Source organism: Nocardioides baekrokdamisoli, assembly GCF_003945325.1.
In the GTDB taxonomy this organism is placed as follows: Bacteria; Actinomycetota; Actinomycetes; order Propionibacteriales; family Nocardioidaceae; genus Nocardioides; species Nocardioides baekrokdamisoli.
Genome location: NZ_AP019307.1, coordinates 2513646 through 2531900, shown reverse-complemented (window position 1 = coordinate 2531900; position 18255 = coordinate 2513646). Strand labels below are relative to the sequence as shown.

Genomic DNA, 18255 nt, shown 5'->3' with positions numbered 1-18255 from the left:
ATCAAGGAGTCGGAGACACCTGGTGGAGGAGCCACGTCGGGCTCACCGTGTCCGCGTAGGCCGCCACGTTGGCGGACAGCGCTCGATCGGCCGTGACGACACGGACTCGATGACCACCCTCGTACCCCCGGCGGGCTTCGGCCACGATCGTCGAGTCGCCATCCTTCGGTGCGTGTACGACGCGCAACCCCGGCGATCGAACGGCTGGCACCCCGCTCTTCGCTGCACCTTCGTACACGAGAACGATCTCGTCATCGTCCAGGTCAGCGGCTGCGACCGCGTCGTACAACTTCGACGCAGCAGCGGCGCGGTCCTTCCACCACCCGTCCGGGCGCGCACCGACCACGTTGGCGCAGTCGACGATCAGGATCCTCACGTGAGGCTGATCATTTCAGAAACTGGCTGAAGTCCTTCGGCAGCTTCAACTCCGCCGCAGCTGCCTCGTAGTCGATCTCGGCGCCGACGCCGAACGGGTTCGCCGCGGGCCGCGCCGCGGCTACGGCTGCCGCCTCCTGCGCTTCCTGAGCGGCCTTGGCCGGGTTGCCGGACTTCCGGGCACCCTTGCCCTTGCGTACCTGTGCCTGCTGCTTGGCTCCGGCGCGCTTGCCGAAGCCCGCACCGGGCATGCCGGGCATCCCCGGCATGCCGCCGCCAGACATCATCTGGGTCATCATCTTCTGCATCTCGCCGAACCGGTCGACGAGCGAGTTGACGTCGGTGACGGTACGGCCCGCGCCGTTGGCGATGCGCAGGCGACGGGATCCGTTGAGGATCTTCGGGTTCTCCCGCTCAGCCGGCGTCATCGACTGGATGATCGCCTGGACGCGGTCGATCTCGCGCTCATCGAAGTTCTCGAGCTGGTCGCGGAACTGACCCATGCCGGGCAGCATCCCCATCAGCTTGGTCATCGACCCGAGCTTGCGCAGCTGCTGCATCTGCTTGAGGAAGTCGTCCAGGGTGAACTGGCCGGCACCCATCTTGGCGGCTGCCTTGGCGGCCTCGTCGGCATCGAAGGCCTTCTCGGCCTGCTCGATGAGCGTCATGACGTCGCCCATGTCGAGGATGCGGGAGGCCATCCGGTCCGGGTGGAACAGGTCGAAGTCGGTCATCTTCTCGCCCGAGGAGGCGAACATGACGGGCTTGCCGGTGATCGAGCGGACGGAGAGCGCCGCGCCACCGCGGGCGTCACCGTCGAGCTTGGTGAGCACGACGCCGTCGAAGCCGACGCCGTCGAGGAACGCCTGCGCGGTCGTGACCGCGTCCTGACCGATCATCGCGTCGACGACGAACAGGACCTCGTCCGGCTGGACCGCAGCGCGGATGTCCGCTGCCTGCTGCATCAGCTCGGCATCGATGCCCAGACGGCCGGCGGTGTCGATGATGACGACGTCGTGGAGCTTGCGCTTGGCTTCCTCGATCGAGGCCTGCGCCACCTGCACCGGGTTGCCGCCGTGCTCGATCCCCCCGGCATTGCCGGGCTCGGGGGCGTACACCGGAACGCCGACGCGGCCACCATTGACCTGGAGCTGGTTGACCGCGTTCGGGCGCTGGAGGTCGCACGCGACGAGGAGCGGCGACTTGCCCTGCTCCTTGAGCCACAGCGCGAGCTTCGCGGCAAGGGTCGTCTTGCCCGCACCCTGCAGACCGGCCAGCATGATGACCGTCGGACCGGTCTTGGCGTACCGCAGCCGGCGGGTCTCGCCGCCGAGGATCGTCACAAGCTCCTCGTGGACGATCTTGACGATCTGCTGTGCCGGGTTCAGCGCCTGGCTGACCTCGGCACCCGTGGCTCGCTCCTTGACGGCAGCGACGAACTCACGGACGACCGGCAGCGCGACATCGGCCTCGAGCAGGGCGATCCGGATCTCCCGCGCGGTGGCGTCGATGTCGGCTTCGGAGAGGCGGCCCTTGCCGCGGAGGTTCTTGAAGGTATCCGCGAGGCGATCAGACAGGGTGGCGAACATGATGGGGCAAGGGTAGACGAGCGCGCGAGGTTCCATGCCCCCGCCTGCGCGAGCACGGAAACCGAACGAACGAGTCAGCCTCCCGCAGGGACGTCCACCGGAGCGGGCTACTCCCCCGCGAGCACCGCCCGTACGGCGTCGACTGCGGCCTGAGCCCGCTCGCGACTCAGTGCGCCGGCACCCGGCTCTTGCAGATAGAAGACGTCGACGGCTTGGGGACCCAGCGTGCTGAGGTGGGCCGAACGCACCGTGATTCCGAGTGCCGCCAGCGCCTTGGCGACGACGTAGACCGTGCCCGGGCGGTCCGCGGCCCGGAACTCGAGCACGGTGGCATCCGTCGCGGCTCCGGGGCGTACGACGACGGCCGGCGCGAGGTGAGCTGCTGCATCCGAGGGACGGAGCCGCGCATCTGCGTCCAGGCGGCCGTCCAGCAGTGCCTCGAAACGCGTGTGCAGGATCGAGGCCTGCACCGACTCGTCGGCCAACTCCCACTGGGACACGCCGATGTCGCCCTGCGACCACAGCCGACAGGCGCGTACGCCCACTCGCTGGAGAGCGAGGACCGCAGCCACATCGGCCATCAGCCCGACGCGGTCCTTGGCCATCACGGTGAGCCGCGCTCCGTCCTCGGTCTGCTCGACCGAGAAGGAAATGTCCCCCTTCTTCTCGACGGCCCGCGGCACCTTGAGGTGCTGAGGCTCGGGGCGTACTGGCTCACCGGTGTCGAGGCGCTGCCGGGCGTTCGCCGCCAACTCACGGATCAGGGACGCGCGCCAGGTCGTCCACGCCTTCGGCCCGGTCGCCAGCGCATCGGCCTCTGTGAGTTCGGTGAGCAGATCCAGGGCTTCGGTCGTCGTGATCACCGACAGCAGCTGCTCGATGGTCGCCGGGTCGCTGGGGTCGCGCGTGGTGGCGAGGGTGGCGAGCAGGAGGTGATAGCGGACCAGGAGCTCGATGAGCGCCACCGCGTCGGAGTCGAAGCCCATCCTGGCCACTGCGGCCCGCGCAACGGGAGCACCTGCGATGGAGTGGTCGCCGACACAACTCTTGCCGATGTCGTGGAGCAGCGCGGTCACCAGGAGGACGTCCGGGCGGCCGACCCTGCGGATCAGGCCCGAGGCTTCGACGGCCGTCTCGATCGAGTGCCGATCGACCGTGTACTGGTGGACTGTCGTGGCATGCGGCAGGAGGCGGATCTCCTCCCACTCAGGCAGGAACTGTCCGAGGGCACCGGTCTCCTCCAGCGTCTCCCAGACATGGAGCAGACCCCGGCCGGAGGCGAGCAGGCGTACGAACTGGTGCCGGGCCTCGTCGGGCCACGGGTTCGGCAGCGGCTTGCTGGTCCGGGCGAGACGGCCTGCCGATGCGGGCGAGAGGACCAGGCCGCGTACGGCAGCCTCGGCCGCGGCGCGCAGAAGCAGCACTGGGTCGTCGGCCGGCTCCACCACCCCGTCCAGGACGATCTCTCCACGGGACACCGCCACACCCTGAGCAACGGAGGTCAGCTGCGGTCTGCGTTCCCGGGAACCCCGTAGGAGCGCGTCGTCGACACGGCGCCAACTGAGTCGGGAGAGGTGGGTGACGCGGCGACCGAGCTGACGCACGTAACGCTGGGCCTCGAGCCTCGAGTCCAGTCCGAAATGCTCGGCGATGTCGCCCCACCACTCCGGCGCAATCCGGTCGGTGGCCCGGCCAGCCAGCCCCTGGACCACGTCGCGTACGTCCAACAACCCCTGCCGGGACCGCTCCAGATCGACATGCGGCACGTCCACCAGCCACGTGGCGACGATGCCCTTCATCACCACGCCGTCGCGCAGACCACCCTCCATCTCCTTCAGGTCAGGGATGGACTCGTGAGCAACCTCGCCCAGCAGCCGGTGACGTTGCTGGGTCAGTTCACGCAACGCGGGAAGTTGCTGACGTGCCTTCTGCCGCCAGTCATTGAGCATCGTGGAACGCAGGCGCAGAGTCAGTGCCGTGTCGCCGGCGAGGTGGCGTACGTCCAGCAGGCCGAGCGCGACCCGCGGATCGGCCTCGGCGGCGGACAACATCTCCGACAACGAGCGGACCGAGTGATCCAGTTTCACCTTGGCGTCCCACAGCGGGTACCAGACCTTCTCGGCGAGATCACCCACCTCGACGCCCTCGTCGTGGACCAGCACGACGTCGAGATCGGAGTACGGAGCCAGCTCGCCTCGGCCGTACCCACCGACTGCGACCAACGCCACCCCGACGTCCGGGCCGCCGGCGCCGGCGTACGCCGACTGGCACAGCTCATCGGCCGCGGTCGTACGCTCGGCCCGTTCCTGACTGGTCACGGACCGAAATCATGCCGGATGGTCAGCGGAGGTCCTCTGGCGGCTGACGCGCGCGGTCGCAAGGAGCGCGAGCGAAGTTGGCCTGGAGGCCAGCGAGCCGAGCAGCGACGCGGCGGACGCGCCGTCAGGCGTCAGAGACGCGGGGCGCCTCGTGAACTGGTGCTCATGTGCAGTTCGTACGCGGCTTCCGCGTGGATGACGAGGTCGACGCCAGAGGCCTCGTGGTCCTCGTGGATGCGGAAGCCGACGGTCCTGTCGAGGATCCACGCCAACGCCGCAGTGACCGCGAACGAGAAGACGAAGGTGACCAGGGCAGCGAGCGCCTGGCGCCAGAGCTGGTCGGCGCCGCCGCCGTAGAACAGCCCGTTGACCGAGGTGGCCCTGGTGGACGCCAGCAGCCCGATGGCGATCGTGCCGATGAGACCACCGACGAGGTGGACCCCGACAACGTCAAGTGAGTCGTCGTAGCCGAACTTGAACTTCAGACCGACAGCGACAGCGCAGATCGCTCCGGCCAGACCTCCCACGACCAGCGCGCCGAACGGAGTGACCGCGCCACACGACGGGGTGATCGCCACGAGCCCGGCGACAACACCGGACGCGGCCCCGAACGAGGTTGCGTGCCCGTCGCGTACGCGCTCCACCAGGCACCAGACGAGGAGCCCGGCACACCCGGCGAGGAGGGTGTTGACGAAGACCAATGCGGCCGTGTGGTTCGCCGCCAGTGCCGACCCGGAGTTGAAGCCGAACCAGCCGAACCAGAGCAGCCCCGCGCCGATCATGGTGAGGGTCAGGTTGTGGGGCTTCATCGGGTCGCGGCCGAAGCCGATCCGCTTGCCGAGGACGAGCGCAGCCGCGAGACCGGCAGCGCCGGAGTTGATCTCGACAGCAGTGCCGCCCGCGAAGTCGAGCACGTGCAGGTGGTCGACCAGCCAGCCGCCGTGGCCGTTCTGGGAGGCGAAGATCCAGTGCGCGACCGGTGCGTACACGAGCACGGTCCACAGGGCGGTGAAGATCAGCCAGGTGCCGAACTTGGTGCGGTCGGCGATCGCTCCGGCGATCAGGCCGACCGTGATCGCTCCGAAGAGACCCTGGAAGGCGGCGAAGATCAGACCGGGGTACGCCCCGTCGTTCGCCGGGTCGAGCAACTTCTGGAATCCGAAGTACTGCGTCGGATCGCCGATCACGCCGCCGTGATCAGTTCCGAACGCCAGCGAGTAGCCGATCAGCACCCACACGATCATGAACACGGCGAGCGCACCGAAGACCATCATCATCATGTTGAGGACGCTGGTGACGCGGACCATGCCGCCGTAGAAGAACGCCAGTCCCGGAACCATCAGCAACACCAGAGCCGAGGCTGCGAGGAGCCAGGCCGTGGAGCCAGAATCGGGCTGGACGTGCGTGAGCGTGATCTCGAGGACCGGGTTGAGCATGGACCGAACTGTGACGGCCTTCTGTTACAGGCGTGTAACAGAAGGCCGTCAGGTGTTGCTGGGAGGTGTCAGAGGGCGGAGTCGTCTCTGTCACCCGTGCGGACTCGTACCACCGTCTCGAGCGGGCTGACCCACACCTTGCCGTCACCGATCTTGCCGGTGTTGGCGGACTTCTCGATGGCGGAGAGGATCGCGTCGACGTCACCGTCGGCGACGGCGATCTCGATCCGGATCTTGGGGACGAGGGTCACCTCGTACTCGGCACCGCGGTAGACCTCGGTGTGGCCCTTCTGGTGACCGTAGCCGCTGACCTCGGACACCGTCATGCCGGTGACGCCGACGGCCTCAAGCGCGACGCGGGCATCCTCCCACTTGTGCGGCTTGATGACTGCGGTGATGAGCTTCATGCAATTCTCCTGGAAGTCGTGCCTGCGGCGATACCTGCATCATGCCGCGTTTCGTCGCGTCCCCACCAGCGGGGATGATGAAACGGCCCGGTCCCCCATGCAGGAGAACCGGGCCGCTTCTTGGGTGGATCAGATCGCTTCCGAGTCACGGTCGCCGGTACGTACCCGGACCACCGTCTCGACAGGAGCGAGCCAGACCTTGCCGTCACCGATGCGGCCGGTGGCCGCGGTCTTGACGATGAGACCGACGATGTCGTCGGCGTCGGCGTCGTCGACGACGATCTCGATACGGATCTTCGGGACCAGGGCGATGTCGTACTCAGCACCGCGGTAGACCTCGGTGTGGCCCTTCTGACGTCCGTAGCCGCTGACCTCGGACACCGTCATGCCGGTGACACCGAACGTTTCCAGCGCCTCGCGTACGTCCTCCCACTTGTGCGGCTTGATGACCGCCGTCACGAGCTTCATACGAGGACCCCCGATCCCGGAGCGACGTCGTACGCCTGCTCGCCGTGCTGGTCGCCGTCGATGCCCTCGATCTCAGCCTCGGGCTTCACACGCCAACCGATCGTGTACTTGATCGCCAGGGCGATGATCGCCGTGCCGACGCCGGACCAGATCAGGGTGAAGAGAACACCCGCGAACTGGTGGTAGAGCAGCGTCGCGTTGCCGCCGTAGAACAGACCGTTCATGTCGACGTTGTGGAACGCGTCGTGGAACAGGCCGTCCGCACCCTGCGGCGAACCCTTGGCGGTGCCGACGAAGCCGATGAGCAGCGCGCCGAGGATACCGCCGGTGAGGTGCACGCCGACGACGTCGAGCGAGTCATCCAGACCGATCTTGTACTTGAAGCCGACGGCCACGGCGCAGACCGCACCGGCGATGGCGCCGACCGCGATCGCGCCCCACAGGTTGACCGCACCACACGACGGGGTGATCGCGACCAGACCGGCCACGATGCCCGAGGCCGCACCCAACGAGGTGAACTTCTTGTGGACCAGGCGCTCGACGAGCAGCCAGGCGATCATCGCGGCCATGGTCGCGATGGTGGTGTTGAGGAAGGTCGCACCGGTCTCGGCCTGGAACTGCGCCGAGAGGGACGAGGCGTAGGCGGCCGCCTGGTCGGCAGTCTCCTTCGGGCCGGCGTTCGGGTCGGCGTTGAGGACGATCGAGCCGACGTTGAAGCCGTACCAACCGAACCAGAGCAGACCGGCACCGACCATCGTGAGGGTCAGGTTGTGCGGCTTCATCGGGTCCTTCTTGAACCCGATGCGCTTGCCGATGATCAGGGCGAGCACACCACCGGCGATACCGGCGTTGATGTGGACGACCGTGCCGCCTGCGTAGTCGAGGTTCGCGAAGTGGTGGTAGAGCCAGCCGCCGCCCCAGACGTTGTGGGCGATCGGGTAGTAGACGATCGTGACCCAGAGGATCGAGAAGACGGCCCACGGGAAGATCTTGACGCGGTCAGCGATCGAGCCCGAGATGAGCGCGACCGTGATCACCGCGAAGGTGAGCTGGAACAGCACGTAGATGTAGTTCGAGGGAAGCTCGGTGTGGAGGCCGAACAAGCTGAACGGGTTCGCGATCAGGTGACCGTTGTTGAAGCCCTTGTTCGTGCCGGCCCAACCGCCCTCGGACCAACCCCAGAGCACGAAGCTGATGCCGACGGTGCCCATGGCCACGTACGACATCATCATCATGTTGAGCACAGATTTGGCGCGCGTCATGCCGCCGTAGAACAACGCCAGCGCGGGCGTTGTCATCATGAGGACGAGCGCCGTAGCGACGATCATCCAGCCGTAATAGGCGTCCACAGAACCTCCATGGATTCGGTCCGGAGGCAGTGGAGTCGACGGCGTCGTCGGCGATCCACATGCCAGATAACGGCAGTACCCTCGCGGGGTGAGGTTTCAGGGCGACCTGCGAACTGTTACGGGGATGTAACAGATTTCGCGGAGCCCTTGCTCCTCCGCAAGCGCGCTCCGATCAACGACCAGCCGCAACTACCGAGCATCGCGAGCACGGCCGTCCCCGCCGCGACGAGCGACCACGAGAAGTGAGCCGGCCAGTACCGGAAGGTGATCGTCGAGGTGCCGGCCGGCACCTGGATCTGCTGGAACGCCGCGACAGTCAGGCCGTCGGGCCGGTACGCGCTGACCGGGGCATCGTGTCCGTCGATCGAGGCCGACCAGCCCGGCGCGTACATCTCGTTGCGCGCGAGTCGGGTGGCTGACGGGCACGTCACCCGGACGTGCTGCCGGTCGAGCGGCACCACGACGCAGGCGGCATCAACCGGCTGGAAGTACGGCGCCGGATCGGGCACGGCCCAGATCACCGCCCAACTGTCCCGATAGGCCTCCGTGAGACCGGCGGCTCGCGCCGCCACCGGTGACAGGCGATTGTCCGAGGTGATGACGTACGCGACGCCTGCCGCCCGGTAGGCAGTCACGTGCGCAAGGAATGCCTGCTCCACCGGACCCGGAGTCCTGCCGCGGGCCGGCGATCCCGGGAACAGGACGCCGGGTGCGGTGCCGGGATAGAGGTCGGTGGTGGCCAGGTCGGAGAACAGCTTCGGGTAGGGCAGGTCGTTGAGGCTGAGTTGGGCGATGCCGAAGTAGGTGCCGTAGTTGGCATCCATCACCCCGGCGTTGGAGACACCGAACGTCATCACCCGATGGAGTCCGACGTGCGACTGGAGGAAGTCCACTGCGGCCGTGTCGACAGTCGACTCCGGGCCGGCGCTGGTCTGCGGGACAGCGAACATCGCCATCGCGTCGAGGGCGATCAACGCCGCCGCCAGGGAGCGGGCACCTCGTCCATGTCCACGACGAGCGAGGACCAGGGCGAGCGTCAGCCCGATGAGGATCGCCGAGGCCCAGGCGACGCTCACAACCGCCCACCGGACGTGGTGCGGGACGTGATCGTCGAGATGCGGCAGCGCTGCGACCACCGCCAGCCCACCGATGATCCCTGCGCCCGCGATGAACCATGCCCAGTCCCAGCGTCGTGAACGCTGTCCCCACGAATCGATCCCGATGGCCACCAGGACCGCCAGACACATGCTCACGGCTGGCTGGGAGTACCGCTGCGCGCACGTCTGCGACATCCCGGGCACGAGGTTGACCAGCCCGACGATGATCGGCGCGCCAAAGATCCGTCCCATCAGGACCAGACCGGCTCCACCGAAGAGCAGGGCGTACGCGCGATGCGCTCGCGCGCGAAATGCCGTCAGCGCGACCAGGAGCGCGGCGAGAGATCCGTACCCACCGACGTTGCCCCAGAACTGGTGGAGGAACGACGGTGCCCACGGATCCGACTGACCGAAGATCGGCCCGTAGATGTATGGGAACAACCAGCCGGACATGCTGCCGTGGGGCAACGTCATCCGCGCGCAGGCCCCGGCGTGGGTCCCCACGTTGGCGAAGCCGACATAGGCAGCGAAGGCCGCCAACACAGGAGTTGCGAGAGCCACGCCCGCGAAGCCTCCGGCCACCAACTGCAGCAGATAGCGCCGGCGTACCCCTCGGAGCTGGGCGAGGCGCAGGACCGCGTACGCACCCACGAGCAGACCGTCGATCAGCGCGGTCTCGGGGAACCCGGCGAGCAGGCTCAGACCGAGGCCGAGAGCCAGCACCACCCAGCCGCGCGAACGTCTGCGAGTGGTCGACGCCGAGGCGATCAGTTCCACCCCGAGGAGCGCGACCGGCAACAGCGCGACCGGGTTGAATGCGGCATTCGTCAGCCAGACGAAGGTCCCGTTCACCGCGAACAGGGCACCGCCTGCCAAGGATCCCGCCCGGCCGATCCGCAGTCGCCGGAGGAAGAGGTATGTGGCGACCCCACCGAGGATCTCCAACAGGAGGTGCTCCAGGAAGATGCCGTTGTCGAACAGCTGGATGAGCGTGAACGGGAACAGCGCCGCGCTCTGCATCTCCCCGGCCAACGGCATGCCGATGCCTTCGTACGGGTTCCACAGCGGGAGGTGTCCGTGAAGCAGTTCCTCGGCAGCCCGTCGGCCCAACGCCTGGGAGGTGTATCCGTCGTTGCGATCAATGGTGGTGCGTCCCTGGACCACACCGACGGGAGCCGGTCCGAGCGAGGCGCGGTACTGCAGCGGATCGTTGGACCGCAGACCGACGATGTAGGAGCCGTTGGCCACCAGGACGACGACCACGATCAGGAGCAGCGGCACCCACTCTCGACGAATCGCGGACGACATCCGGCTCACGAGGCCGAAGTCTCCGACATGTCTGCCCGGCGGCGTCGACGCGCACCGATCAGTGAGACGACCCACCCGCCGCCCATCGCGAGCGCACTCACAGCTGCGGCCACCAACGCCGCATCCAGACCACGCGGTCGGTACGCGAACGTGACGGTGCTCCGACCCGCAGGAAGGGACACCCACTGGAACAGGCCGACGCTCGACCCGGGAGGCGCGTACGCGGTGATCGCGGCCCCATGACCGTTGACCCTGGCCGTCCAGCCGGGCGCGTACATCTCACGACGGACCAGCACCGAGGGCTGCGAGCAGGTCACGGTCACCGAGTATCGGCCGGCGAAGTCGGTCCGGCAGGGCGTACCGACGGTCTCGAAGTACGGCTTCGGGTGCGGCACCTCCCAGATCCGGATGAACCCGTCGTTGTAGACCAGCCGCATCCCGACCGAGAGGCCCTGGGTCAGGCTCAGTTGGTTCCGGGCCGTCACGACGTAGGCGACGCCGGCTTCGCGGAATGCCTCGAAGTTGGCGACCAGCGCGGTGTCCCGACGCCGGACCGGACCGTCGCTGTCCTTCATCCCACCCGGGAAGATCGGCACCGCTGTGGTGCCGGGGTCCAGATCCTCCTCGGCGTACTGCGCGAAGGTCCGCGGGAACGGCAGGTCGTTGACGTTCAGCTGCGCGATGCCGAAGTAGGAGCCGTAGTTCGCGGCCATCACGCTGATGCTGTAGACGCGACCCAGCCCCACATGCGACTGCAGGAACGCGACCGCGGGGCGATCGATCTGGACCTTGGACGGCGCACTGAGCTGCGGGACCATGAACATCGCCACCGCATCGAGCATCACGACTGCCGCGATCATCCGACGCGCGCGCTGGGCACGACCGGCATCGGCCTGTCGTAGCCCGAGACCGATCATCAGCAGCAGCGCGGCGGCCCACCCCACCGAGATTCCGTACCACCACCAGCGACCGTGCACCGCGGAGTCGGAGACCAGGAACAGCGCTCCCCCAGCGAATGCCAGCGCGACGAGGACGGCGACCGTCGCCGCCAGACGCGTCTTGCGGCGGGGTACGCGGAGGGAGTCGATCCCGTACGCGACCAGGACGCAGGCGCACATCGCGACGATCGGCGGCAGGTAGCGCGTGGTGCTCACCTTGGTCATGCCGGGGATCAGGTCGAAGACCCACACGATCGGAGCCGGGCCGTAGATACGACCGAGTGCGATCAGGCTGGCGATGCCGAACAACCAGACCTCGGCCCGGCGGGTGCTGCGGCGGAAGGCCAGGACAGCCACCACCAGCGTCGTCAGCGTGAGGTAGCCGCCAACAGCGCCCCACAGTCCGTCGATGGTCGTACGCCTGCCGAACTCGACCGGAAAGATCGGTCCGTAGGCGTACGGCAGCCCCAGCATCGGGAGCGCCCTCGCCGGCAACCAGGCCCCACCGAAGGCTCCCCCGTGACCGCCGACGGCCGCGAAACCGAGGTAGTCGACAAACGCCACGAGCGCTGGCGCCGCCAGGGCGACACCTGCGACACCACCGCCCAGCACGCCGAGGGTGAAGCGTCGCCGGAAACCACGAAGCTGGACCCAGCGCATGACGGCGAACGCCGCCACCAGCATCCCGTCGAGGGCCGCGGTCTCCGGGAAGCCCGACAGCAACGACATGCCGATCCCGAAGCCCAGCAGAGCCCAGTACGCCGACCGGCGCCCCTCCCGGGCAGCATCTGCCATCCCCTGCACCGCGAGCAGGCACACCGGCAGGAAGGCGATCGGATTGAACGCCGCATTCGTGAGCCACACGAACACGCCCATCACTGCAAACGACACCCCGCCGGTCAGCGCCGCGAGGCGACTGCGTCGTAGCCGGATCAACAGGAGATACGTCGCAGCCCCGCCCAGCATCTCCAACAGGATGTGCTCGTAGAGGATCCCGTTCGGCAAGGCGTTCAGCAGGGTCGGCGGAAAGAGCGCGGCGCTCTGCATCTCGCCGAGCAGGGGCGTACCGACACCTTCGTACTCGTTCCACAGCGGCAGATGGCCGTGAAGAAGGTCAGTCGCCGCAAGGTGCCCCAACGCCTGGGAGGTGTACCCGTCATTCCGGTCGATGGTCGTACGCCCGGCGACCCACCCGTGCGCTGCGGGGGCCAACCCGGCACGCGTACCCAGCGGATCGCTGTCGCGGATGCCGGTGAGATACAGCCCGTTCGCGACGACGACGATCGCGCAGATCAGCAGGATCGGACCGAGGTGCGGGCGGCGTTCCAGCAGTTCCCGGATTCGCGCGAGCATCGATCAGCCGAGCAGGGCGTCGACGAAGGCCTCGGGGCTGAAGGGAGCCAGGTCATCGGGGCCCTCACCGAGGCCGACCAGCTTGACCGGGACACCCAGCTCCTGTTGCACCTGGACCACGATCCCGCCCTTCGCTGAACCATCCAGCTTGGTGAGCACGACCCCGGTGATGTCGACGGCCTCGTTGAAGACCCGCGCCTGGACCAGACCGTTCTGACCGGTGGTCGCGTCGAGCACCAGCAGGGTCTCGGTGACCGGCGCCTGCTTCTCGGTGACGCGCTTGACCTTGCCCAACTCGTCCATCAGACCCTGCTTGTTCTGCAGACGACCGGCGGTGTCGATGACCACCGTGTCGAGGCCGTGATCGACACCCTCCTTGGCAGCGTCGAAGGCCACGCTGGAGGGGTCAGCGCCTTCAGCGCCGCGTACGACCTCCACACCGACGCGGCTGCCCCACGTCTCCAGCTGGTCTGCGGCAGCGGCGCGGAACGTGTCTGCGGCGCCGAGGACGACCTTGCGGTCCTCGGCCACCAGAATGCGTGCGAGTTTGCCGACGGTCGTCGTCTTGCCGGCACCGTTCACGCCGACCACCAGCACGATGCCCGGCTTGCCGCCCTCACCGGTGACCTGGAGGCGCCGGTCGGCGGCAGGGTCCAGCAGGGTGACCAGTTCGTCCTTGAGGATCGTTCTGGCGTCCCCGCCCTCGACGCGGAGGCGCGTACGCACCTTCTCCACGAGTTCCGTGGATGCCTTGACCCCGAGGTCGGAACCGATCAGGAGGTCCTCGATGCTCTCCCAGGTCGCGTCGTCCAACTGGTCCCGGGAGATGAGCGCGAGCAGTCCGCGGCCGAGCGCGTTGGAACCGGCCAGGCGCTGCTTGAGACGCGTGAGCCGGGAGGCGCTGCTCTCCGGCGTCTCAGTGGTCGGCTGGGCCTCGGGCTCGGCCGGCTGCTCCACCACGCTCGGCCGGGCGAGCTCCGGCCGGGCGGCGGGCTTCGGGAGGGCAGCCGACTGGCGGCCGCGTACGACCAGCGCAGCGGTGCCACCGCCGAGAACCAGGACGGCCAGGACGGACAGCACCACGATGAGCGTCATGGGCTTATCCCATCAGACTGCGGACGAAGTCCGTATTTCGCCACGGCAGATGTCGGGTTTCGGCATGACGGATGTCGGGTCTCGGCGATCAGGCGGAGCGCTCGTCCCGTAGCCGCTGGCTGATCACCGTCGAGACACCATCGCCGCGCATCGTCACGCCGTACAGGGCGTCGCCGACCTCCATGGTCCGCTTCTGGTGGGTGATGACCAGCAGCTGTGAGTGAGCGCGCAACTCCTCGTAGATCTCGAGCAGACGACCGAGGTTGGTGTCGTCGAGCGCCGCCTCGACCTCGTCAAGGATGTAGAACGGGCTCGGACGCGCCTTGAAGAGCGCGACGAGGAACGCCACCGCGACCAGCGACCGCTCACCGCCGGAGAGCAGCGAGAGCCGCTTGACCTTCTTGCCCGGTGGCCGGGCCTCGACCTCGACGCCGGTGGACAGCATGTCGTCGGGGTTCGTGAGGAAGATCCGGCCCTCGCCGCCCGGGAACAGCCGGGCGAACGTCTCCACGAAGGCCTTCTCGACGTCGGCGTACGCCTCGGCGAAGACCTGCTGCACCCGTGCGTCGACCTCCTTGACGATGTCGAGCAGGTCCTTGCGGGTGGCCTTGAGGTCCTCGAGTTGCTCGGTGAGGAACTTGTGCCGCTCCTCCAGCGCGCTGTACTCCTCCAGCGCGAGCGGGTTGATCCGGCCGAGTTGCGAGAGCGCGCGCTCGGCCTTCTTGAGTCGAGCCGCCTGCTCGTCACGCACGTACGGGACGGTTTCTCCGGACTCGACCAGCGACCCGTCGATCGTGCTCGTCGAGATCACCGGGACCGGCAGGTGTGGGCCGAAGCCCTCGACCAGCCCGGCCGGGTCGAGACCCAGGGTCTCGAGGGCCTGCTCCTCCAACTGCTCGATCCGCATCCGCTGCTGGGCGCGAGCGAGTTCGTCGCGGTGGACGTCGTTGACGAGCTGTTCGAGCTCGGCGGCGAGCGTACGCAACGTGGTGCGACCGGCCATCAGGGACTGCTCGCGCTCCACGCGGCCTGCCTCGACCGCGGCCTTGGCCTCGTCGCCGCGGTGGATGGACACCTCGACACGAGCCAGCACCGTGGCAACCGCGAAGGCGACGGCCTCGGCGGCGGCACCTTCGCGCATCAGACGTTCTCGCTGCGCGATTGCTTCGGCGCGAGCGACTCGTTCACCGTGGGCGCTGGCGAGCAGCGCTGCCGAGCGGCCGTGCAGGGCTCGGGCGCGTTCCTCGCCTGTGCGGAGAGCCAGTCGCGCCTCCAGTTCGGCCTGGCGGGCCAGCGCTGCTGCGGTCGCCAGGTCCACCTGCGGACCGAGATCCGGTTCCACGTCCGGCTCTTCCTCGGCGTGGGCGAGTCGCTCCTCGAGGTCGGCCAACTGAACGACCGCCTCCTCGCGAGAGGCACGGAGGTTCTCGATCGATTCGGTCAGGCGCTCGGCCTCGCCGCGAGCGGCGCGAGCCGTGGCACCGTGGTGACCGAGCTCCTCGGCCACAGCTGCCAGCCGGGCATCGGATTCGTGCAACCGGGCCAGCGCCACGTCGACGCGCGCCTTCGCATCCTTGCGCTCGGCCTCCAGCTGGGCCAGTGCGAACGTGACGCGTTCGGCCGTTGCGGTTGCTGTCTTGAGCCGCTCAGTGGTCTCATCGACCGCAGCCTGGACCTCGATGAGGCTCGGCACGCTCGACGAGCCACCGTGCGCGAAGGAACTGCCGAAGATGTCGCCGTCGCGCGTTACCGCAACCAGCTCGTCGTTCCCCTTGACCGCCCGGCGGGCGTCCTCCAAGGAATCGACCACGACGACGTGACCGATCAACCGAGTGAGTGCGGCGCGGAGGCCCTGCGGGCAGGTGACTGCCTCGATCAACAGGTCCGCCCCCGGCGGCGCCTTCGCGGTCGAGGCCGGGCTGGCGTCGAAGAGGAGGCCGGCCCGACCGAGGTCACCGGTCTTGAGTTCGCCGAGCGCAGCCACGGCGGCGGCCGCATCGGCCACCACGACGGCATCTGCCGCAGTGCCGAGCGCTGCCGCCAACGCGGCCTCGTACCCCGTCTTCACCGAGACGAGAGACGCGACGGATCCGAGTACGCCACCGAGATCGCTTCCGAGCAGTGCTCCGGCGCCGTCCTTGCGATCGAGGCCCATCTCCAGGGCGTCCTTGCGCGCGCTCAGCGCGGTCTTCTCGCGGTCAGCGGCACTGGCCTCAGCCTGGGCGTCGGCGAGCTTGAGCTCGATCTCCTCGAGTCCGGCGGCGGCGGCTTCGTACTCTCCGTCGAGGCTCTCCTCCCCCGCGTCCAGGCCCGCGACCTGGGTCTCCAGAGCGGTGAAGTCACGCTGCGCCTTCTCGGCCCGCGCCTGGGCCTGCGTACGCGCCTCGGCGAGACGGCCGACCTCTTCGTCCGCTGCGGCAGCCCGGGACTTGAGCGCATTGACCTGACCGATCAGGCGAGCCAGGCCTTCGCGACGGTCCGCGGCAGCCCGAGCGACGGCGCTGAGTCGGCGTTCCTCCTCGGCGTGGGCGGCTTCGGCCGCCTGGCGGTCGACGACTGCCGCGTCGAGGGACGTACGGAATCCGGCCACTTCGCCCTGGAGCACTGTCTCCTGCTCGGCGACGACGGCGGCTTCGGCCTCGAGTTCGTCGGGATCGCGACCGGCCGGCACCGCCGGCAGGGATCGCGCATTGCGCTGGCGCTCGGCGGCGAGCGACTGCAGACCTCGCAGACGTTCGCGGACGCTGCCCAACTGGAAGACCGTGTCCTGCGCCTGCGCCAGCGCCGGGAGGTCCTCACGTAGGGCTGCCTCAAGTGCAGCCTCCTGCTCCCGGGCTGCGGCAATCGAGGTCTCGACCTCCGCACGCCGCGCCAGCAACGCCGACTCATCGGCGGCGTCGCTCTCCATCGACTGCTGAGCCTGCACCAGGTCGTCTGCCAACAGGCGCGCCCGGGCGTCGCGTACGTCCAGTTGGACCGTCTGTGCCTGGCGGGCGACCTCTGCCTGACGACCGAGCGGGCCGAGCTGGCGGCGGAGTTCGGTCAGCAGGTCCTGCAACCGGGTCAGATTGCCGTCGGTGGACTCGAGCTTGCGAAGCGCCTTCTCCTTGCGCTTGCGGTGCTTGAGGACGCCAGCCGCCTCCTCGATGAACCCGCGGCGGTCCTCGGGAGTCGCGTGCAGAACGGTGTCGAGCTGACCCTGGCCGACAATGACGTGCATCTCGCGGCCGATGCCGGAGTCGCTCAGGAGTTCCTGGACGTCGAGGAGTCGGCAGGTCGAGCCGTTGATGGCGTACTCGGATCCGCCGTTGCGGAACATGGTGCGGCTGATCGTCACCTCGGCGTACTCGATCGGCAGTGCGCCGTCGGAATTGTCGATCGTGAGGGCGACCTCGGCGCGGCCCAGCGGGGCGCGGCCGGCCGTCCCGGCGAAGATGACGTCCTCCATCTTGCCGCCGCGCAGGCTCTTGGCACCCTGCTCGCCCATGACCCAGGCGAGGGCGTCGACGACGTTGGACTTGCCGGATCCGTTGGGTCCGACGATGCAGGTGATGCCGGGCTCGAGCTGAAGGGTCGTCGCGGACGCGAAGGACTTGAAGCCCTTGAGCGTGAGGCTCTTCAGATACAACGGACGACTCCCACTGGTCTACGGCGACGCGTGATGCCTCACAGAAAACCCTGCAGACCATGCGTCGGGGGAAGCTCGGCTGGGTCGACCCTACCCCTTGCGAGCCTTCAAACCCTGGATCATCAGGTCGACGCCGAAGTTGAACCGCTCGTCGGCATCACCGTTCGTCAGGGCTCCGGCGAGCGAGGTGAGGACCGGGAATCGCGTGGCGGAGAGGTTCGCGAACACCGGCGGGATGTGGTCCCACGCCTCCGCCTCACTGAGGTTGTCCGCCCGCGCCCTGGATTTCCAGATGTCCTCCTCCATCGCGAAGGACGCCACATAGAGCGAGAACTGGTCACCGAACCAGGCCGCATCCTGATCGGGTACGCCGCCGGCGCGCAGGATCGCGAAGATCTTCTCGACCGGGTCGAGGGCCTCGATGGAGGCCGGCATGTTGCCCATGGTGCAGCGCGCGGTGCCTGGATGCTCGCGGTAGAGGCGAAGGAGTTCGCGGGCGACCTCGGCGATCTGCTCGTCCCAGCGCCCCGGGTCCGGGTCCGGGTCCGGGACGTACGCCATCGAACTGATCCGGGCGTTGACCAGCGAGTCGAGTTCGTTGCGGTTGGCGACGTGGGCGTACAGGCTCGCCGGCCCGGTGCCGAGTTCCGTGGCGATCGACCGCATGGTGACCGCGTCATATCCCCGTGCGCGCAACTGCCGCATTGCCACATCGACGATGACGTCGACGGAGAGCTTCGTACGTCCCGGGCCCGACGGTCCGCCGCTCTTCCACGGGACCGCGTTCCCGGGGATGCTCTTCCACGGGGTGATCGGCGGGCGGTCAGTCATGAGACGCATGTTAGCCACCCGCACTTGACAAAGCGAACAACGTTCGCGAACACTGTTCGTAAA

Annotated in this window: 12 protein-coding genes; all 12 read right to left on the bottom strand. The window is 68.1% G+C overall.

Annotated features, from left to right (window positions below; all coding sequences use genetic code 11):
• Window position 1: 1 nt before the first annotated feature.
• The 12 genes from KCTC_RS12375 to KCTC_RS12320 all read right to left on the bottom strand — a co-directional run bounded on the left by KCTC_RS12375 (window position 2) and on the right by KCTC_RS12320 (window position 18192).
• Window positions 2-376, bottom strand: a complete 375-nt coding sequence (locus KCTC_RS12375; RefSeq protein WP_125569547.1) for an NYN domain-containing protein — start codon at window positions 374-376, stop codon at window positions 2-4.
• Window positions 377-386: 10 nt separating this feature from the next.
• A complete protein-coding gene (gene ffh / locus KCTC_RS12370; protein ID WP_125569546.1) occupies window positions 387-1964 on the bottom strand; it encodes a signal recognition particle protein in 1578 nt (525 codons plus the stop codon).
• A 107-nt stretch (window positions 1965-2071) separates the two neighbouring features.
• The gene (locus KCTC_RS12365; RefSeq protein ID WP_125569545.1) at window positions 2072-4282 is read right to left on the bottom strand and encodes a [protein-PII] uridylyltransferase; all 2211 of its coding nucleotides are present in this window, start codon (window positions 4280-4282) and stop codon (window positions 2072-2074) included.
• A gap of 131 nt (window positions 4283-4413) precedes the next feature.
• A complete protein-coding gene (locus KCTC_RS12360) occupies window positions 4414-5718 on the bottom strand; it encodes an ammonium transporter (protein ID WP_125569544.1) in 1305 nt (434 codons plus the stop codon).
• Between the two features lie 68 nt (window positions 5719-5786).
• Window positions 5787-6125, bottom strand: a complete 339-nt coding sequence (locus tag KCTC_RS12355; RefSeq protein WP_125569543.1) for a P-II family nitrogen regulator — start codon at window positions 6123-6125, stop codon at window positions 5787-5789.
• A gap of 129 nt (window positions 6126-6254) precedes the next feature.
• Window positions 6255-6593 carry a P-II family nitrogen regulator gene (locus tag KCTC_RS12350; RefSeq protein ID WP_125569542.1) on the bottom strand — a complete coding sequence of 113 codons (339 nt, stop codon included), beginning with the start codon at window positions 6591-6593 and terminating at the stop codon, window positions 6255-6257.
• The gene (locus KCTC_RS12345; protein WP_197715195.1) at window positions 6590-7942 is read right to left on the bottom strand and encodes an ammonium transporter; all 1353 of its coding nucleotides are present in this window, start codon (window positions 7940-7942) and stop codon (window positions 6590-6592) included. Before KCTC_RS12345 ends, KCTC_RS12350 begins: the two co-directional genes overlap by 4 nt.
• Window positions 7943-8058: 116 nt before the next feature.
• The gene (locus KCTC_RS12340; RefSeq protein WP_125569541.1) at window positions 8059-10356 is read right to left on the bottom strand and encodes a hypothetical protein; all 2298 of its coding nucleotides are present in this window, start codon (window positions 10354-10356) and stop codon (window positions 8059-8061) included.
• Entirely contained in the window at window positions 10353-12638 is a 2286-nt protein-coding gene (locus KCTC_RS12335; protein WP_125569540.1) for a glycosyltransferase family protein, read from the bottom strand. Before KCTC_RS12335 ends, KCTC_RS12340 begins: the two co-directional genes overlap by 4 nt.
• Window positions 12639-12641: 3 nt before the next feature.
• Window positions 12642-13733: a signal recognition particle-docking protein FtsY gene (gene ftsY / locus KCTC_RS12330; protein ID WP_125569539.1), complete on the bottom strand. Its 1092-nt coding sequence runs from the start codon at window positions 13731-13733 to the stop codon at window positions 12642-12644.
• An 88-nt stretch (window positions 13734-13821) separates the two neighbouring features.
• Window positions 13822-17361 (bottom strand): chromosome segregation protein SMC, encoded by a 3540-nt coding sequence (gene smc, locus KCTC_RS12325; RefSeq protein ID WP_125569538.1) that lies wholly within the window; start codon window positions 17359-17361, stop codon window positions 13822-13824.
• A 90-nt stretch (window positions 17362-17451) separates the two neighbouring features.
• Window positions 17452-18192, bottom strand: coding sequence for a TetR/AcrR family transcriptional regulator (locus KCTC_RS12320; protein ID WP_164512588.1), 741 nt, complete (start codon window positions 18190-18192; stop codon window positions 17452-17454).
• Window positions 18193-18255 lie beyond the last annotated feature (63 nt).